General features: G+C 57.3%; 12 protein-coding genes. 4 read left to right on the top strand and 8 right to left on the bottom strand.

Annotated features, from left to right (window positions below; genetic code table 11):
* The first annotated feature begins 3 nt into the window (after nt 1–3).
* Nucleotides 4–513 carry a GNAT family N-acetyltransferase gene (locus C7M51_RS06615; RefSeq protein WP_160621057.1) on the top strand — a complete coding sequence of 170 codons (510 nt, stop codon included), beginning with the start codon at nt 4–6 and terminating at the stop codon, nt 511–513.
* Nucleotides 514–516: 3 nt separating this feature from the next.
* Here the strand turns inward: C7M51_RS06615 and pqqU are convergent, their stop codons facing one another.
* Nucleotides 517–2688, bottom strand: coding sequence for a TonB-dependent receptor PqqU (gene pqqU / locus C7M51_RS06610; RefSeq protein WP_160621056.1), 2172 nt, complete (start codon nt 2686–2688; stop codon nt 517–519).
* Nucleotides 2689–3180: 492 nt separating this feature from the next.
* Between pqqU and C7M51_RS06605 the strand changes: the two genes are divergently transcribed.
* From C7M51_RS06605 to C7M51_RS06595, 3 genes are all read left to right on the top strand, one after another.
* The gene (locus tag C7M51_RS06605) at nt 3181–3348 is read left to right on the top strand and encodes a hypothetical protein (RefSeq protein ID WP_160621055.1); all 168 of its coding nucleotides are present in this window, start codon (nt 3181–3183) and stop codon (nt 3346–3348) included.
* On the top strand, nt 3345–3509 hold the full coding sequence (locus tag C7M51_RS06600; protein ID WP_160621054.1) for a bacteriocin: 165 nt from the start codon (nt 3345–3347) through the stop codon (nt 3507–3509). The genes C7M51_RS06605 and C7M51_RS06600 overlap by 4 nt, the downstream gene beginning before the upstream one ends.
* Before the next feature lie 381 nt (nt 3510–3890).
* Nucleotides 3891–4760 (top strand): NAD(P)-dependent oxidoreductase, encoded by an 870-nt coding sequence (locus C7M51_RS06595; protein WP_160621053.1) that lies wholly within the window; start codon nt 3891–3893, stop codon nt 4758–4760.
* A gap of 42 nt (nt 4761–4802) precedes the next feature.
* Here C7M51_RS06595 and C7M51_RS06590 read toward each other — a convergent pair whose 3' ends face one another.
* The 7 genes from C7M51_RS06590 to C7M51_RS06560 all read right to left on the bottom strand — a co-directional run bounded on the left by C7M51_RS06590 (nt 4803) and on the right by C7M51_RS06560 (nt 16291).
* Nucleotides 4803–5150, bottom strand: a complete 348-nt coding sequence (locus C7M51_RS06590) for a hypothetical protein (RefSeq protein WP_160621052.1) — start codon at nt 5148–5150, stop codon at nt 4803–4805.
* Nucleotides 5151–5213: 63 nt separating this feature from the next.
* Entirely contained in the window at nt 5214–7352 is a 2139-nt protein-coding gene (locus C7M51_RS06585; protein ID WP_160623589.1) for a glycoside hydrolase family 2 protein, read from the bottom strand.
* A 65-nt stretch (nt 7353–7417) separates the two neighbouring features.
* The gene (locus C7M51_RS06580; protein WP_160621051.1) at nt 7418–10120 is read right to left on the bottom strand and encodes a PAS domain-containing hybrid sensor histidine kinase/response regulator; all 2703 of its coding nucleotides are present in this window, start codon (nt 10118–10120) and stop codon (nt 7418–7420) included.
* 33 nt (nt 10121–10153) lie between these two features.
* Entirely contained in the window at nt 10154–11566 is a 1413-nt protein-coding gene (locus C7M51_RS06575; RefSeq protein ID WP_160621050.1) for a DUF3131 domain-containing protein, read from the bottom strand.
* On the bottom strand, nt 11551–13113 hold the full coding sequence (locus tag C7M51_RS06570; RefSeq protein ID WP_160621049.1) for a DUF3131 domain-containing protein: 1563 nt from the start codon (nt 13111–13113) through the stop codon (nt 11551–11553). Before C7M51_RS06570 ends, C7M51_RS06575 begins: the two co-directional genes overlap by 16 nt.
* Nucleotides 13110–14480, bottom strand: a complete 1371-nt coding sequence (locus tag C7M51_RS06565; protein WP_160621048.1) for a DUF3131 domain-containing protein — start codon at nt 14478–14480, stop codon at nt 13110–13112. The genes C7M51_RS06570 and C7M51_RS06565 overlap by 4 nt, the downstream gene beginning before the upstream one ends.
* Nucleotides 14477–16291 (bottom strand): glycosyltransferase family 2 protein, encoded by a 1815-nt coding sequence (locus tag C7M51_RS06560; RefSeq protein ID WP_160621047.1) that lies wholly within the window; start codon nt 16289–16291, stop codon nt 14477–14479. Before C7M51_RS06560 ends, C7M51_RS06565 begins: the two co-directional genes overlap by 4 nt.
* Nucleotides 16292–16435 lie beyond the last annotated feature (144 nt).

Raw genomic sequence — 16435 nt, 5'->3', positions numbered from 1 at the left:
AATATGACTATCACCATCAAAACCGCATCGCCGCAGAGTTTTGCCGTGCTGCGCACTATCGAACTGGCCTCCTTTACGACGCTACGTGCGACAGGCGCGGTAACCGGCCCGGCAGAGGCCAGTAGCGAAGAGGATTTACAGCGTTATCTGGATGCCGGGCTGCTCTGGGCGGCGCTGGCATCTGAAACGCTCCCGGTCGGTTTTCTTGGCGCGTATCAGGAGCAGGGCTGGTTGCATATTGCTGAAATGGATGTCGATCCTGCATGGCAGCAGCGAGGTATCGGGCGACGGTTAATGGAACAGGCCATTGAGGAAGGGCGAGAGCGAAAACTTCAGGGCATCACGCTGACCACCGATCGCTTCGCGCCGTTTAACGCGCCTTTTTATGCCTCGCTGGGGCTGCATATTGTGGCGTGGGATGCGTGCCCGGAAAGACTGAAGGCGATACTGGCAGCAGAAAGCGCGGCGGGATTCGATCCGCGCCGCCGCGTAGCGATGATGATGGTTTTCTGAAACCTATTCAAACTCCCAGCTCAGCGCCGCACCGACGCCGTAGTTGCGTCCCGGCGCTGGCTCAAAGTAGCGTCCGTTACCTTCGTTAACGATTACCGAGCCGACATAATGGCGGTCAAACAGGTTATCGATGCGCCCAAACAGATTAAGCATCCAGCGCCCGGAACGAAGCTTATAGCCGCCGTTCAGCGCGGTAACGGCGTAAGAAGGGGCCTGCTCGCTGTTGCGATCGTTAACCTGGATCTGACTCATATAACGTAGCTCCGCGCCGCCGTACCAGCCTGTTTCCGGCGCGTACTCCAGCGCGGCGAAGGCCATGCTGCGCGAGATGCCCGGTAGCCGGTTACCGCGCGGCACGCGTTTCGCCGGGCTACAGGCGCTGTCGCCGCAGATACTGTCGCGATAGGTGGCATCCAGCAGCGTCCACGCCATACGCAGCCGCCAGTCCATCGAAAATTGCTGATCGAGCGCTAACTCCAGCCCGCGACGGCGTGTCTGCCCGGCATTTTTATAGCTGCTGCGCCCGCCCTGGCTGTTAGCCACCACAATTTCATTTTTGGTATCGGTCTGGAACAGCGCTGCGCTTATCAGCCCATTGCCAATGCGGGTTTTACTGCCGATCTCCAGCGTATCGCTGGTCGCAGGCTGAAGCAGGTTATTCAGCCCGCCCTGATTATCGGCGCGATAGGAAAGCTCATTAATGGTAGGTGTTTCAAAGCCGCGTCCGGCAGAGGCGTAAATATTCCAGCCATCGGTCAGGGCGTATTTCAGCGAGGCTACCGGCAGCCAGCGGTGATAGCGCGCTTCGCCGCTGTCGTCGCCGTTATCGGGATCGCTGGCGCTGCCGTTACCGGGCCGGGTGTAGTTATCATTGTCGTCGAAACGTACCGTACTGAAACGCACGCCCGCATCCAGCGTCAGCGCGGAAGTCAGTTGCCACGAGGTTTGCAGATAGGGATCGAGGTTCCACATCAGGTTGCGTTCGTCGCGTCGCAGATCGCCTTTCTGACCATACTGCGCCGCGCCGTTGCGCCAGATAAAGTTCTCATACCCTTTGCGATGCTCGGTCATGGTTTCATAATCGAGGCCGCCGGTCAGACTCACCGGCAGCGATGCCAGCGTACCGCGATGTGTCCAGCGCACATCAACGCCCTGATAGTGGCGGGTTAAATCAATCACGCCGCCGGCGTGGGTGGCTTTGAGCTGCGGCGCACGCGGGATCGACTGATACTGTACCGTTTCCCGTTCGCCTGCCCAGGTCATCAGGCTGAGCTCGTCGTTGTCGCTCATCTGACGCTGATAACGCAGGCCTGCCTGGGTTTGCCTGATGGTTTTACGCGTATCAAAACTATCCGCACGCGGCGACTGGCGAGGGTTGCTGTGCCATTCGGCGTTGGTTAGTCCGCCGGGGTCCTGCGCCTTGGTATCGACGCTGTTAAACAGCAGCGTTAATGTACTGACATCGTCAATGCGTACGCCAAGCCGGGCGTTGCCGATATTACGATGGGCGCTGCTGCGATCGCGGTAACCGTGCGTGCTGAAGCGAGTGGCGGAAACCGTATAGTTCATCTCGCCGGGCTGGCTGTTTTCGCCGGTCGCACCCTGGGCTTTTAATCCGTAGCGCCAGCTGCCAAAACTGCCGTAGTAGCTACTGGCCTCGATGCTGGCAGGCGGCGTTCCCTGCTGGCTGGTAATGTTAATCACGCCGCCGGAAGAGTTGCCATAAAGCGCGGAGAAAGGGCCGCGCAGTACTTCCACGCGATCGATTGAGTTTAAATCGATATTGGAGGTTTGTCCCTGACCATCCGGCATGGTGGCCGGAATGCCGTCCAGATAGATGCGCATTCCGCGCACGCCGTAGGTAGATCGTGAGCCGAAGCCGCGTATTGAGATCTGAAGATCCTGCGCATAATTTTGCCGGTTCTGAATTTGCAGGCCAGGCAGCCCGGAGAGGTTTTCCGACAGGTTGATGCCAGGCGCGGCGAGACGGATATCATCGCCGCTAACCACGCTGACGGCGGCGGGGGTATCCAGCTCAGAGAGCCCCACTGACGAAGCGCTAACCACCATAGGCGACTGTTCGCTGGCGGCTCCGGCAGTGCCACCGTATAACGCAGCCAGCAGTGGCGCGGCTAAAAAAGAAGAGGGTAGCGAGACTATACGGGTTATTTTCATTGCAAGCGTCCTGCACAGATAGTGATTACGTACCTTTCGTAACCTATGGGCGTAAGTCTGGCACGGCTGTCATATTTTGCAAAAGTGACTGACATAAAATTGTTTTAGGGTCCTGAGACAAACGGGCGTACATTATCCTTTTATTCTCGCTACATGTCTTAACGGCTTATCAGTTGTCAGATATCTATTAATTAACCTGAAGATTGAAAGGGGAATATTTTCCTGCTGAGTTTTACTTTATGTAATATTTTTCCGTTTATTCTTCTTTAAAGGGGTGTTTTTTACCGAAAAAAACAACTTCATTTTAGTTACGATATTTCTGTTTTTATAAGTATTATTTCGCTTTGAGTTTTCTATTAGGTGAATGTTAGTATAGAAAGAGTGAGAAATAAAAAATTTATAAAAATAGTGATCTGCTTAACATTAATTTATTTGGTGCCTTTATATTTTTAAGCCGTAGTTATCTTTCCATAACCTAAATAAGGAGCGAAAATGCGAGTATTAAAAACTAGTGAAATAGTATTAATCAGCGGTGCTTCTAACAACGGCTTTTGGACTGCTGTCGGAAGATATGCAGGAAAATGTTATGGCTATTATATGAATAATATAGAAAACAGCGTTAAAAATGGAACATTCGGATATGGGATATTTGGCGGATGAGAAAATTAACTGATAAAGAAATCAACAAGGTTAGCGGTGGTGCAAGGCCGGTGATTGCAGCTGCCCTTGCCGTTGGTGGGTATTTACTCAAAGATGGCTGGTCTCATACCGATCAGATCGTTAATGGGTTCCGTGCTGGATATCGCAGCACAAGAAGATAAAATATGAAACTAGTCTAAGAGCCTTTTTATGGCTCTTAGACTTTCTCCGGGATTATCTGAAAATCTTTATTTATATATTCATTACCTTTCATTCCCGCAATGGTTTTGATCAGAGTGTGTCACTTGATGTTTTAACCTGGTAAGTAAACCGTTTTCTGTTATTAGCCTCCCTGTTGCCAACCAGAACAAATAGCAAATTAAACATTAGCGCTATAATATTGCTTTTTATAATTTATGACATAAGATATTTTATTCGAAACATCTTCTCTTCATAAAAATATTGCAGGAAACATTGAGTGTTGTATAGTTAATTATTGTTGCTGTGTACTATAAGCATCAATAGCTTCGTCACTTTTCTGCAATTAAAGAAGGATGAGTTGAATGAATCAGCACTCTACTGTTGCGGTACTGGGCCTCGGTGCCATGGGGCACGCTTTTGCCGCTAATCTGCTGAAGAATCATTTTCGTGTGGCGGGCTGGAACCGCACCCGCGCGCGCGGCGAGGATCTGGTTAGCAGCGGTCTGGCGCTGTATGACGAGCCACAGCAGGCGGTAGCCGAAGCAGAAGTGGTACTGGCGATGCTGGCAGACGGCGCGGCGACCGAAAGCGCCCTGCGTCAGATCGCCCCCGCGCTGCGCCAGAATGCGATTTTTTGTCAGATGGGCACCATCGGCGTAGAGGCGACGGACCGGTTGATCGGCTGGCTGGCGGAGACACGCCCTGATGTGGTTTATATTGATGCGCCGGTATCGGGCACTAAAGCACCAGCGGAAAAGGCACAGATTCTGGTGCTGGCCAGCGGCGATCGCCAGCGGGCGGCAGCGCTGGAGCCGGTTTTCGCCGCTATCGGCAAGGGCACGCGCTGGTTGGGCGAGGCGGGAGCCGGATCGCGCATGAAACTGGTGGTCAACGCCTGGCTGATTGCGCTGATGCAGGGGCTGGCGGAAAGCACCAGCCTGGCGCAGCAGTTTGGCTTCACGCCTGACGATCTGTGGGCGGTGCTGGAAGGCGGGCCGCTGGCTGCACCCTATGCAAAAGTGAAGCTTGATACCATCAAAGGGGGCGACTATACGCCGCAGATGCACCTGACATGGGCGCTGAAGGATGCGCAGCTGGCGCTGGATGCCGCTGAGGATCAGTCGATGCCGGGGCTGCAACATATCGCCCAGCTCTGGCAGCAGGCGGTAGACGCGGGCTATGGCGAACAGGATCTTTCCGTAATTTATCGCTTCCTGACCGGCAAAGAGTAAAGCGTAAAGCGGGCGATAGCCCGCTTTAATCGCCCGGCAATATTAATCCGCCTGCTGATACTGCTCCATCGTCGCCTTTTTACAGGCTTCCTGATCCTTGCGGTTCTGCTGCTTCACCTTTGCAGGCAATTTAGCGTAGGCGGCAGCCACTTTTTCCGCCTCATCCTGATTAAAATCGGGCTTATCCATCGCGTAAGGCGCAGTACCGCGCTTCGTCATATCTTTCAGCTTCTGTACGTATTGATCCTGTGTTTGATTGGTTGGCTGCTGCTCGCTGGTCATAGCGCACAGCCCCGCAATATAGGATTGCGCTTCGTTGCTTACGTCCGTAGCTGCCTGCGCCGCGCCGCCGCACGCCATCAATAAAAGTATCGCCAGTTGCTTCTTCATTACTGCTCCTTTTCGCATGATGTCTTACTGACTTCGTGCGTTAAGCATAGTTGAGATATGGCTTTACGGCGTCGTCGTTGGGCGCAGCAGTAGCTGATTCTCCGCTTTTCGCTGGCCCTGAGCATCGCTAATCCAGGTTTTGATCTCCAGCGGCGCGCCGGTCGCTGGCGTTACGGAAATATCGGCCCGTTTCACCCCTTCATCCGCCGCGATATCCACTTTCTGCTCGCCCTTGTTGAGCGTGCGCTGGCCCTGGCGGACCGTCCAGCCCAGCGTGGCATTTGGCAGCGGCTGCCAGTTATCGTTGATGGTCCAGAGTCGGAGCTGTACCGGCTGATTGGCCTGCCATTTTAGCGTTACCGGCTCGATGGAGGGCAGCAGCGGCTGATAGGCGCGCTGAAGCGCGTAGTAGCCTGCCTTCGGCTGACGCAGATAATCCACCACGCCCCAGTTAATCGACGGCCAGATTTCCACAAACATAAACTGGAAGAGTGCGGTTACCGGCTGAAAGCGCTGACGACGATAGCTTTCCGCCGCCATCGCGACCAGATCCGCCTGGTAGCGCTGGGTGTTGGCGATAAATTCCGCCATGTTGTTGCCGCGCGACAGCTTCGCGAACTGGAAGGTCTGTATCGGCTGGAAGTTGTGATATTTCCAGCTGGCCCATTTTGCATCGCCTGGTGCGGTGCTGGCGGGCCACCAGTCTTTGGCAGGAATAATGGTTTTTAACGTGGCGAGGCGTGGCAGCGCCTGAGCGCCGAACTCGGTAATGATGCCGGTTTTAGCCGGTTGCAGCACATCGGTCATGGTGCCGAAATACCAGCCCTGCCAGTAATGCTCTTCAACCGAGGAGAAAGGGTGGACAATACGCGAGCGATCCTGCGCCAGGGTATCCGCCACGCGCTGCATCAGCTTACGGTTAAGGTTGTTGTTCCAGTCGGGGAAACGTTTTTCCATCCACGGCGAGTTAAACGGCGGCTCGTTCTGTCCTCCCCACACGATGATAGCGGGTGAGTTGCCGAACTGCTCCACCATCTCCTGCGTCTGGCGTGCGGCGTTGTCAGCAAAGGCGTTGCTGTCATTATATCCCCACTGAAGCGGTACGTCCTGCCAGATCATCATACCCATCTCATCCGCCTGACGATAGAGCGCGCGTCCGGCGACGTGTCCATGTACGCGAATGGCGTTGGCGTTCATCCGCTGCACCAGCGTCAGATCGCGCCGATATTTTTTATCGTTCATGGTGCTGAGCCAGGCGGAGCCGATATAGTTGGTGCCGCGCAGATAGATGCGCTTGTCGTTTAGCAGCCAGCCTCGGTTGTCTGGCTGCTGCTCTATCTTGCGCAGCCCGGTGCGGCTGCTCTGACGATCCATAATGCCCTGTTCATCGCGCAGGGTGGCGGTGATGCGGTAGAGGTTAGGTTTGCCGTAGCCACGCGCCCACCAGAGTTGCGCTGCGGGCATCGGCAGGGTAACGGAAAGCCGCTGTTTATGATCTGTTTCAGGTGACAACGTCACGTTTTCACTGTGTTGATAGGATTGACCGCTGAAGTTAGCGGGCGTGGCGCGCAGCTCCAGCGTGGCTTTGCCTGCCTTCAGCGCCCGATAATCAATCTCAACCTTAAGCTGCGGATATGCCAGGCCCTGTGACCAGTCGGGCCGCAGAATCAGGTTATCGATGGTTGCCCCTCTTGACAGATGCAGGTGTACCGGTGCCCAGATGCCGCCGGAGTTGGCATCCTGGCCCTGTGGCGTCCAGGCACCGCCGGGGCGGGCATCGTGCTGATTAAGGATGCCTTTCATCAGATTTTTATGCAGTGGCCAGACGGTTTTTGGATCTTCCCAGGGGCTGTCAACGCGCACCGCCAGCCGATTATATTTAGTGACATTGTCACTGATATCCACCGCGAAGCGCTGGAAATAGCCTTCGTGTTGCGCCAGGCGCTGACGGTTAAGCCAGACGTCCGTCTGATAATCAACGCCGTCGAACACCAGCGTTGCCATAGTATCCTGCACCAGCGGCGGCAGGCTGAACTCGGTGCGATACCAGAGCGCGCCCTGATGATCCCAGCCCGCGCTGTACCAGTTCGCCGGAACGCGTAGCTTACGCCAGTCGCCATCGCTGCCGCGCCAGCCGCAAAAGCTCGTATCGTTGGCGTCGTGAGCGCGCCACTGACCTGCCAGCGACCAGCTTACCGGCATCGGCACAGGGGAAGCCGCCTGAACGGAGAAGCAGGCACCAAAGAAAAGCACAGGCCAGCAGAGCTTCATGATTCCTCCTTCAGGCGATGGAGCATCGCCAGAATTTGTTCGCGCTGCGCCTCAAGCTGAACCGTCAGCGCCTCATGGTTAAGCGGCATCCGCTGTCCGGCGGCGTGCTCGATTTCCTGCAACAGTTGCACAAACTCTTCGAAGCCGAAAGTCGCCGCTTCGCCGCGCAGCTTATGCGCCAGGCGACGGATATTGTCGCCATTCTGCTGATGCAGCGCCTGTTGCAGTTCGTTTACCAACTGCGGCAGTTCCCCGGCGAACAGCGTCAGCAGCTCATTGAGCAGTTCAGGATCGGTGCCAAGCCGGGCGCTAAGCATCGCCAGATCCAGCGGTGCGGGCGGCGCAATTTTCGCTACATGCGCGTTATCAAGCGTCATCACGCGAGCGATTTCACTTTGCAGTACATCGGGCGATACCGGTTTGGCGATATAGCCGTCGAAGCCGTGCTGTAAACAGAATTCCCGGTCGCCCTGCATGGCGTGTGCGGTCATCGCGATGATGCGCTGGCGCGGGCGCTGCGGATTACGCGCCTCCATCTCCCTGATCAACGTGGTGGCGCGTTCGCCATCCATCTCCGGCATTTGTAGGTCCATCAGCACCAGATCCCAGGGTTGCCGATCGAGTTTATCCAGCGCTTCGAGGCCGTTGCTGACGATTTCATAGCGATGTCCCATTTTTTGCAGCAGAAAGCCCGCCAGTTTCTGATTAACCAGATTATCTTCCGCCAGCAAAATATGCAGCGCGAGCGTATCGGGCCGGATGGCGGGTTCCGCCGGACGTACGCGCGTCGGTACCTCGTTGTCCGGCACCGCCAGCGTTGCCAGCAGCGCATCATGCAGCTCTTTCTGATCTACCGGCTTGCTGAGAAAATGGGTAACGCCGATTTTTTTCAGTTCTCCGGCATCCATAAAGCGGCTCATGGAGCTGAGCATAATGATTTTGCTGCCGCTCAGCGCGGGATTGGCGGTCAGTTCCTGCGCCAGCGTCATGCCATCTTTTTCCGGCATCTGCGCATCCAGCAGAATCAGCGGAAAATCGTGGTTTTCCTCCAGCAGCGCCAGCGCCTCCGTCGCGCTACTGGTGGTCATCGGCCTCATACCCATATTGCGCAACATATCGCGCATCAGGCGGCGGTTAGTGGCGTTATCATCCACCACCAGCACGTTCAGGCCGCTGAGCAGCGGTGAAATATTCAGCGGCGTGCCGGGCTGCGCCTGTTCAGGCAACGGCAGGGAGAAACTAAACACGCTGCCTTTGCCCGGTTCGCTGTAAACCGTCAGCGCGCCGCCCATGATCTCAACCAGCCTCGCGGAGATGGTCAGCCCCAACCCGGTGCCGCCGTAGCGGCGGGTTGTGGAGGTGTCCGCCTGGCTGAAGGATTCAAAAATCAGCTGCTGCTTTTCTGGTGGGATGCCGATGCCGGTATCGCGCACCTCAAAGCGCAGGCGATGCCCCGGCTCCAGCGGTTGCAGCTTCAGCTCGACTTCGCCCTGCGGCGTAAACTTCAGCGCGTTGCTGACCAGGTTAGTCAGCACCTGACGCAGGCGTACGGTGTCGCCACTGATGCTGTGCGGCACTCCGGCGGCGATATTGACCAACAGCTCCACCGATTTTTCGCTGGCGGCGGGCATCAGCGGGCGCACGATTGACTGAATAAACGGCCTCAGTTCGAAAATCTCTTCGTCGATCTCCATCTTGCCCGCCTCGATTTTCGAAAAATCGAGGATGTCGTTAATGATGCGCAGTAGTGATTTGGCGGAATGCAGCACCAGCGACATATAGTCGCGCTGTTCGTCGGTGAGCGAGGTATCCAGGCAGAGTTGAGTCATGCCGAGAATGCCGTTCATCGGCGTGCGGATCTCATGGCTCATATTGGCGAGAAATGCGCTTTTCGCCTCGTTCGCCGCCTGTGCCGCCGCTGCCGCCTGCTGTGACAGCCGCTCCGCCTCTTTGCGTTTAGTGATGTCCTGTAAGGTGCCGATGGCGCGCTCCATCTCGCCGCGCATATTCATGCTGACCACCTGACCCGACAGCAGCATCCAGCGGTAGTCGCCGCTCTGATGCAGCAGGCGGATTTCGCAGTCAAACACCGGCACGCTGTCATTGCTGGCACGTTGCAGCATATCCTGTACGCGCTGCCGATCGTCGGGATGCACCAGCGTATCGAGAAAAGTAGCGCTGTAGTGCCAGGTTTCGCGCGGATAGCCGAGCATCACCAGCAGCGCATCGTTTACCTGCAAGATATCGGCGCTGACCTGCCAGTCCCAGATACCGATATGGGTTGACTCTGCCGCCAGCAGAAAATCCTCATGCAGCTGCTGGCGCGACTGGCTGGCGAGATCGAAATCGGAAAGATCGGTGTGCAGGCTGACGATGCCGCCTTCTGGCGTGCGGTTATGCTGAATAAAGACTTTGCGATCGACCAGCTGGCGCAGCTCGCTGTTGTTATCGATGCGGCAGCGCTTGATCATATTGGCGGTGAACTCCGCCTTGCCACGCGTATCCTCCGACATATAGGTCGCATCGGCGAATCCTTCCGCCAGCTCGGCTAAGGTGGTGCCGACGCACAGCCGATCGCTGATGGAAGGATAAAAACGACCAACCTGTTGATTCCAGCCAACCAGCCGCTCGCGTGCGTCAAAGACAAAAATGGCGGCGCGAACATAATCCAGATCGTCGGGCAGTATGCGCTGCGTCATAGTGACTCCTTATCGCCAGAGTGGCGTCGGGCTTCAGGGCGCATGAGGCATTTCCGTCGGTTTACGTTCCTGCGGAAAGCACTGGCGCGGGCGGTTGAATACGTCGGAGAGGCGCTGCGCGAAATAGCTGTCGTTCGTCAGCTGGCCCTGCGGCAGCAGCGGCCCCATGTTCGCCTTGTAGAACAGCGCCTCCAGCACCGTGGCATTGGTGGAGAGGGTAATGGCGCGGTTATAGTCGCCCGTCGCTTCGGTGCGGCCTTCAAACCAGCCGCGATCGGCGTCATATTGCAGGCGCGTCATGCGCATCAGCGCATCGGTAAAGTCGGTGTCCCACAATGCCCACAAACCGAAAACCGCACGGGTGGAAACCTGCGCCAGACGCGGATAGTAGTTGCCATCATCGCCCAGCGTGTTCCAGGCGTAGCCGTTGGCGTAAAGGGTATCGTTCACATGCCAGGGGGCGGCGGCAAGATTGAAATCGCTGCGGGCGGTGAGGATTTTTTCCCGCCGCCAGCGCTGCTCCTGCGCCTGATACATCTGGCTGGCGCGCTGACGCAGCCGCTGAACGGTATCGCGCCCGGCACCCGGCAGATCCCAGCCATATTCCAGGCCGCTCAGGGCGTAAGGCATAGTGGTAATGGCTGCTGGCGTCCAGGTCGTGCGCGGATCGCGCGCGTCGATATCCAGCGCCATGCCGTAGAGGATCACATGCTGGGAAGGGGGCTGAAGGGAGAGCTGGTTAGGGAAACCCCAGAGGCCGAAACCGGCGGCGCTATATTCGCTGTCGCCCAGACGTCCCTCCTGGCGGGTAATCAGCTTGCCATTCTGCAACAGCCCGGCGAACAGCTGGCCCTGATCATCAACAATCTGGCAGAAATTCCAGCGCAGCACCACGCGATCGAGATATTCGCCGTAGGCGGGATGGCGCACCGCGACGATGCGCAGCGCCATCAGCAGGCGGGCAATATCCTGCGATGACCAGCCGATGCTTTTTGGCGCGTTGCTGTAATCGATCATGGTATTGCTGCCGGTGTTATAGAGTCGGTTCGGCAACCCGGCAGCGGAGAGCGGCATACGGTTCAGGGTGCCGATAATGCGCGTCAGCCGCTGATCGAATTCCACCTCGTCAATCAGCTTCAGCTCCCGCGCCGCCGTCAGAGCGATCGGCGTATCGCCTATCTGCCACAGGCTGGCAACGGGGCGCTTATCGCTGCCGTTAACCAGCCCGGTTTGCGGCTGGGTATTATTGCTGAAGTAGCGCCAGGCAACCTGCGCCCAGCGCTGTTCCTCCGGCGTCAGCGCACCCATACGTGCGCTGGTGTGCCAGCCGCCCTGAACCAGCCAGCGCCATGCCGCACCGTTGTTGTGCGCCAGGGCAATCACCGCCAACAACAGCAGCGCCAGCAGGATAAAAAGCGCTCGTCTGCGCGTTACTGTTTGAGACATGAGGTAGCCACCGGCGGCAATTTCACAGGCGCATCGTCGTTTTTACAGGTAGCGCATTTGCAGTTTTTGTCGGCCGGAGCGCTGCGCACCGCTGTGCCGCTCTGATTGCACCAGGTTTTTACCGGCTGTGTGATCTCCAGGAAAGGACGATTGCGACGTGTGTTGTTCGGCTCGAACAGATCCACCAGACGACGATCCCACAGCGACGGCGCATATTCCGGCCTGCGCGGATTGTCGCTGTTGAACTTCAACAGCTTGCCTTCTTTTTTGAACAGCAGCGCTTCCAGCATGATGCCGTTATTGTTGGCGGTAAACTCCCTGATCGGGCCGTCGCCGTTTTCATACAGCCCCTCGTAGTAGCCTTTATCTTTCTCGTCGGCGTTCTCAATCGCGTCCAGCAGGCGGTCGGTGTAGGGGGAATCCCACAGTACCCACATGCCAAGCGCCGCTTTCAGCGATACCGCCGCCACTTCCGGTACATATTTGCCCTTATCGGTAATGGTGTTCCAGTTAAAGCCGTCGCTGAAGACGGTGTCATAGACGAAGTACGGCGCTTTATCGAGCTGATGCTCGGAGCGGGCGGTAAGGGTGCCGGTGATCATGTAGCGGTTTTCCTGCGCCTGATACACCCGATCGGCAAAATCCTTCATCCACGGATGGCTGAAGTTATTGCGGCTGTCGTCGCGGTCGTCGCTTTTGTCCCAGCCCATCTCCAGCCCGTGCAGCAGGTAGGATTCGGTCACTACATAGTTATGCTGGCTGGTCAGGCGCGGATCGCGTGAATCGTAGGGCACCAGTACGCAGTAGATATCGGCCAGTGCGTAAGGCTCCGGGCGGCTGCCCTGGCAGGTGGAGAAACCCCAAAGCTGATAACCGGCGGCGGCGTACTCTTCATAGCCGAGGCGTCCTTCCTGCACATACATCGGCTGCTTATTTTGATCGAGATAGGCACCGTAAAGCGTGCCGCAGTCATCGACGACGTGAGTGAAATCCCAGCCCAGCACCACATTATCGATGCTGTTGCCATATTCCGGATAGCGCTCCTTAAGGATCTTCAGCCACAGCAGCATGCGCCCGATATCGATGGCGGAGAAACCGATCTCGCCCGGTTTGTTCAGGTAGTCCACCTTCTGCGCGCTGATGGTGTTATAGGCTTTGTTCGGTACCTGATCGCGGAACAGCACCAGCTTGTTCAGCGTCCCCAGAAACTGTAACAGGCGACGGTCAAATTCTGCCTTGTCGATAATGCCCAGCTCGCGCGCGGCGGTAAGCGCCGCCAGATAGGAGGCGCTGTCCCACATGGTGGTGGAAGGGTAATTGTTTACAGCGTTCACCAGGCCGGTTTTCGGCTGATAGTTGGCAACAAAATATTGCCAGGCGTTTTTGGCGATAGCCATTTCACGCGGCGTCAGCTCGCCGTGGCGCACCGGATAATCCGCCGCCGGCAGGCTGATAGCACGGGCCAGCAGCGGCAGCAACAATAGCCCGGCCAGCAGGCAGCAGAGCCAGCGATGGGGAAGCGATGGGAAGTAGGTGGCCTGTTTCATTCAGCGTTCACTCTTTGGTTAGGGGCGGGCACCTCATCGGCGGGCGTCCAGAGGCAGGCAAGGCAGAGCAGCTGGCCGTGAGCGATATAGTTCAGGCTCTCCAGCACCACCGCGTTGGTATCGGCATCAATGCGCGCATTAACACTATTGTCAGGATTAAAACCGGCTTTCCAGCCGCGCCCCGGCTCCAGCATCGGCAGCATCAGCTGGCGCTTCTCCTCGCTCCATGTGTTGCGAAACAGCGCATACCAGCTAAAGGCGGAGCGGGTGGAGGCCAGGGGATGCGCGGTAAGCGAGGCCTGCGGCGGATCGTTCTCTCGCGTCGTATCAGCTTGCAGGTTGCGCGGCAGCGGCTGCGCGCCGGGCAGCGCGTGCACAAAATCAGGCGCCTGCTCGGCATAGTCGGTGCTGATAACCGGACGGCGCGACGATTCGCCGGTACGCTGCTGCTGTATCTGCATAATACGCCAGGCGATCTCACCGCTGCGCGCATCGAAGCCCAGCTCCAGCCCGCTCAGCAGATAAGGCAGGCTAATCAGCGACGGCTGTTTGCCCCACGGCGTGCGCAATCCTTCGTCCGGCACCGAAATGCCGTCAATCTCTACCATTTTGATGCCGTCGGGCGGCTGGCTCACCGCCAGGCTGGCGGCGGTGTTGATGGTGCGCAGCATCAGCGCGGCGTAAAGGCGATAGCCGTAGCTGCCGCGCCGATCGTCATCGCGCAGCTGCCAGCGGTTAACCGGCAAACTGGCTCCCTGCGGCACACCCGCCTGAAGCAGGCCGGAGAGCTGCCAGCGCGCCAGCAGTTCGCTGACCGCAAAGGCGTGCTGCGGATAGCGCCACTGTAAGATTTGCAGCGGCACCATCAGACGCGCCATATCTACCGGCGGCGCGCTCTCGTTGCTCAGCGGTTCCAGGGTCTGCGCATCCCAGGCGCTGGCGGGCAGCTGACCCGGCAGCAGCGGCAGCTCGCTTAAGGTGGTCAGCGCTGCCCCGATGCGCTGGTCAAACTCCTGGGCAGAGATAATATTTAGCTGACGTGCGGAGATGGTCGCCAGCAGGTAGCTGCCGCCGTTCCACAGGCTGAACCAGGGCTGTTTGTCTTCGGCGTTGACCATACCGTTCAGCTGGGTGTTGTTGATAAAATATTGCCAGGCGACACGCGCCCATACCGCCTCGTCAAAGGTCAGTTCACGCGGCTGCGGCAGCGGCGGAAAATCCTTACTCAGCACCACGCCTTCGGTGGTTTCTACCCGCGTCGGCATCTGGCGCTCAACCCAAAGCACGATAGCAAAGGCGATCAGAAAACCGATCAGGATAGTGAGGTAGCTGCGTGCGCCGATGAGTCCCTCTTTCAGCGTGCTCATAAGGCGCTCTCCTGCGAGGGCGGCGTCCACATGGCGGCCAGAATCATCGGCGTCATGGCGGCGATATTGACCGCGCCCCAAAAAATATTAATCACGTAGCCGGAAGGATCGTCCACCTTGCCGAGCGCCACCTGTACGCCGCCCCAGGCCAGCCCGACAATCGTCAACACCACGATGGCGATTTGCGGTTTCACCAGATAGAGAAAACGACCGCTCTGACGCTCCTTCGGCGTAACGTCAAACTTAATCCGCTCGCCTTTCAGCACCATATTCAGCGCGCGCAGGTTAACGGAGAAAAAAGAGAGGTAGGAGGCGCGCCCATCCCAGGCGGAAATCCCCCAGGTACCAAACATAAACGCCAGTTCGGAAACGATAAAAAACGGCAGAAAATGCAGGTAGAAGGGCGTGGAGTAAGCGGAAACCGGCGGAATACCGGTAAACAGGTAGACCAGCGGTGAAATCAGGAACACCGTGTTCCAGACACAGGCGAGATAAGACCAGAAGGTGGTGGCATACATCAGCGTCTGCGGCAGGCTGAGGCGAAAGCGCTTGCGGCTAAACAGGCGATCGTGAAACAGAATATCGAGCGAACCGGCGGCATATTTAAAACGCTGGATCATCCAGGTGAGCAGATCCTGTGGCGACAGCATTTTCGATTCGATTCCAGGATGCATAACTGAGCGCCAGCGCCGTTCGCTGTCGCCGTGCAGCACGATGGAAGTATAAATATCTTCAGAAACGTGAAATTTATAGGGCGTCAGCTCGGTATCGGCAATGACGTGCGGGCGCATCGCCAGGCTCAGCGCGTTACGCGTCTCTTCATCACGAATATCGCGGGTAAAACGGCCAATTTCCTGCTCCACGCTAAAGACATAGCCGCGCAGCGCTGCCTGCATGATCGCCTCGCGCCGATGGATCGACGCCGCGCCGCAGCAGAAAGCGGCGTTTGCCCAGTTACGGCGGCGCAGAATCACGTCATAGAACATGCGCGGATCGTTAAAGAAGGGATCGCGTCCGACGGTCAGCGGGCCGGCAACCAGCTCCAGCAGGCGGCCCGCGCCATAGCCGAGAATGCCGCCGTGCCGCCGCAGCTTTTCCGCCACGCGCTCGCCTTCCGGCAGATCGAAAAACCACTGCGGCGTCTGTACCCAGGCGACGTCCGGGTCACGGAAGTAGCCCAGCGTATGGGTCAGCAGCGTCGGGAAAACGCGCGTATCGGCATCGCAAATCACCAGAAAATCGCCGTCGGTCTGTTCCAGTCCATTGCGCAGGTTACCCGCCTTGTAGCCGATATTATTGTCGCGGGTGATGTAGTTAACGCCTTCTTCTTCGCACACCGCACGCATCGCCGGGCGGCGTCCATCATCCAGCACGTGAATGCGGTAATCGATTTTTACCGGGCAGCTTACCTTTAACGCATCGCGGATAGAAAGCCGCACCAGTTCCACATCCTCGGAATAGGTGGCGATAAACAGATCGACTTTTACCGGACGGGCATCGCCCTGTTCGGCTGGCGGCAGGCACTGATTGATATCCTCCGGCGGCAGCTGCGGCTGCGGGTCCTGCTCGCGCCAGAGGTTGATGGTAAACAGCAGGGTGCCGATCCAGGCAAGGGTTTCCGCCAGCACCAGCGGCACCGCGTACCAGAGCGCATCCATATTCAGCGAGGCGGTCCAGCGCCAGCGAATGTAGTTCGCGCCGAGGATCAGCCCTGCAACGGCCAGCACCTGCCATAACCACTGCACCACTTTCGGCGTGCGCAGCGGCGGCGGTGGACGACGATGTTCGAATTTAGAGAAGTAAAAGTCCATTGGCATCCCGCTAACGCAAGTAAATACGTAATTATTCGTTATGCCCTGATAGTTGAAAGTGAAGAAAAATTAACAAAAATTATTGATATTTATCGCTCTTGTCTGCATGAAATCTTAGTTGACTAGCGAAACGTTTCAAGATGT

It is taken from the genome of Mixta intestinalis, from assembly GCF_009914055.1.
Taxonomy (GTDB): domain Bacteria; phylum Pseudomonadota; class Gammaproteobacteria; order Enterobacterales; family Enterobacteriaceae; genus Mixta; species Mixta intestinalis.
Note: the sequence above shows the minus strand (reverse complement) of the source record. Positions and strands in the feature narration are given on the sequence as shown.

Bases quoted from the DNA above. Each gene is read 5' to 3' on its own strand.
- C7M51_RS06615 (WP_160621057.1), top strand. From the start codon at position 4: ATGACTATCACCATCAAAACCGCATCGCCGCAGAGTTTTGCCGTGCTG.
- pqqU (WP_160621056.1), bottom strand. From the start codon at position 2,688: ATGAAAATAACCCGTATAGTCTCGCTACCCTCTTCTTTTTTAGCCGCG.
- C7M51_RS06605 (WP_160621055.1), top strand. From the start codon at position 3,181: ATGCGAGTATTAAAAACTAGTGAAATAGTATTAATCAGCGGTGCTTCT.
- C7M51_RS06600 (WP_160621054.1), top strand. From the start codon at position 3,345: ATGAGAAAATTAACTGATAAAGAAATCAACAAGGTTAGCGGTGGTGCA.
- C7M51_RS06595 (WP_160621053.1), top strand. From the start codon at position 3,891: ATGAATCAGCACTCTACTGTTGCGGTACTGGGCCTCGGTGCCATGGGG.
- C7M51_RS06590 (WP_160621052.1), bottom strand. From the start codon at position 5,150: ATGAAGAAGCAACTGGCGATACTTTTATTGATGGCGTGCGGCGGCGCG.
- C7M51_RS06585 (WP_160623589.1), bottom strand. From the start codon at position 7,352: ATGCCGGTAAGCTGGTCGCTGGCAGGTCAGTGGCGCGCTCACGACGCC.
- C7M51_RS06580 (WP_160621051.1), bottom strand. From the start codon at position 10,120: ATGACGCAGCGCATACTGCCCGACGATCTGGATTATGTTCGCGCCGCC.
- C7M51_RS06575 (WP_160621050.1), bottom strand. From the start codon at position 11,566: ATGTCTCAAACAGTAACGCGCAGACGAGCGCTTTTTATCCTGCTGGCG.
- C7M51_RS06570 (WP_160621049.1), bottom strand. From the start codon at position 13,113: ATGAAACAGGCCACCTACTTCCCATCGCTTCCCCATCGCTGGCTCTGC.
- C7M51_RS06565 (WP_160621048.1), bottom strand. From the start codon at position 14,480: ATGAGCACGCTGAAAGAGGGACTCATCGGCGCACGCAGCTACCTCACT.
- C7M51_RS06560 (WP_160621047.1), bottom strand. From the start codon at position 16,291: ATGGACTTTTACTTCTCTAAATTCGAACATCGTCGTCCACCGCCGCCG.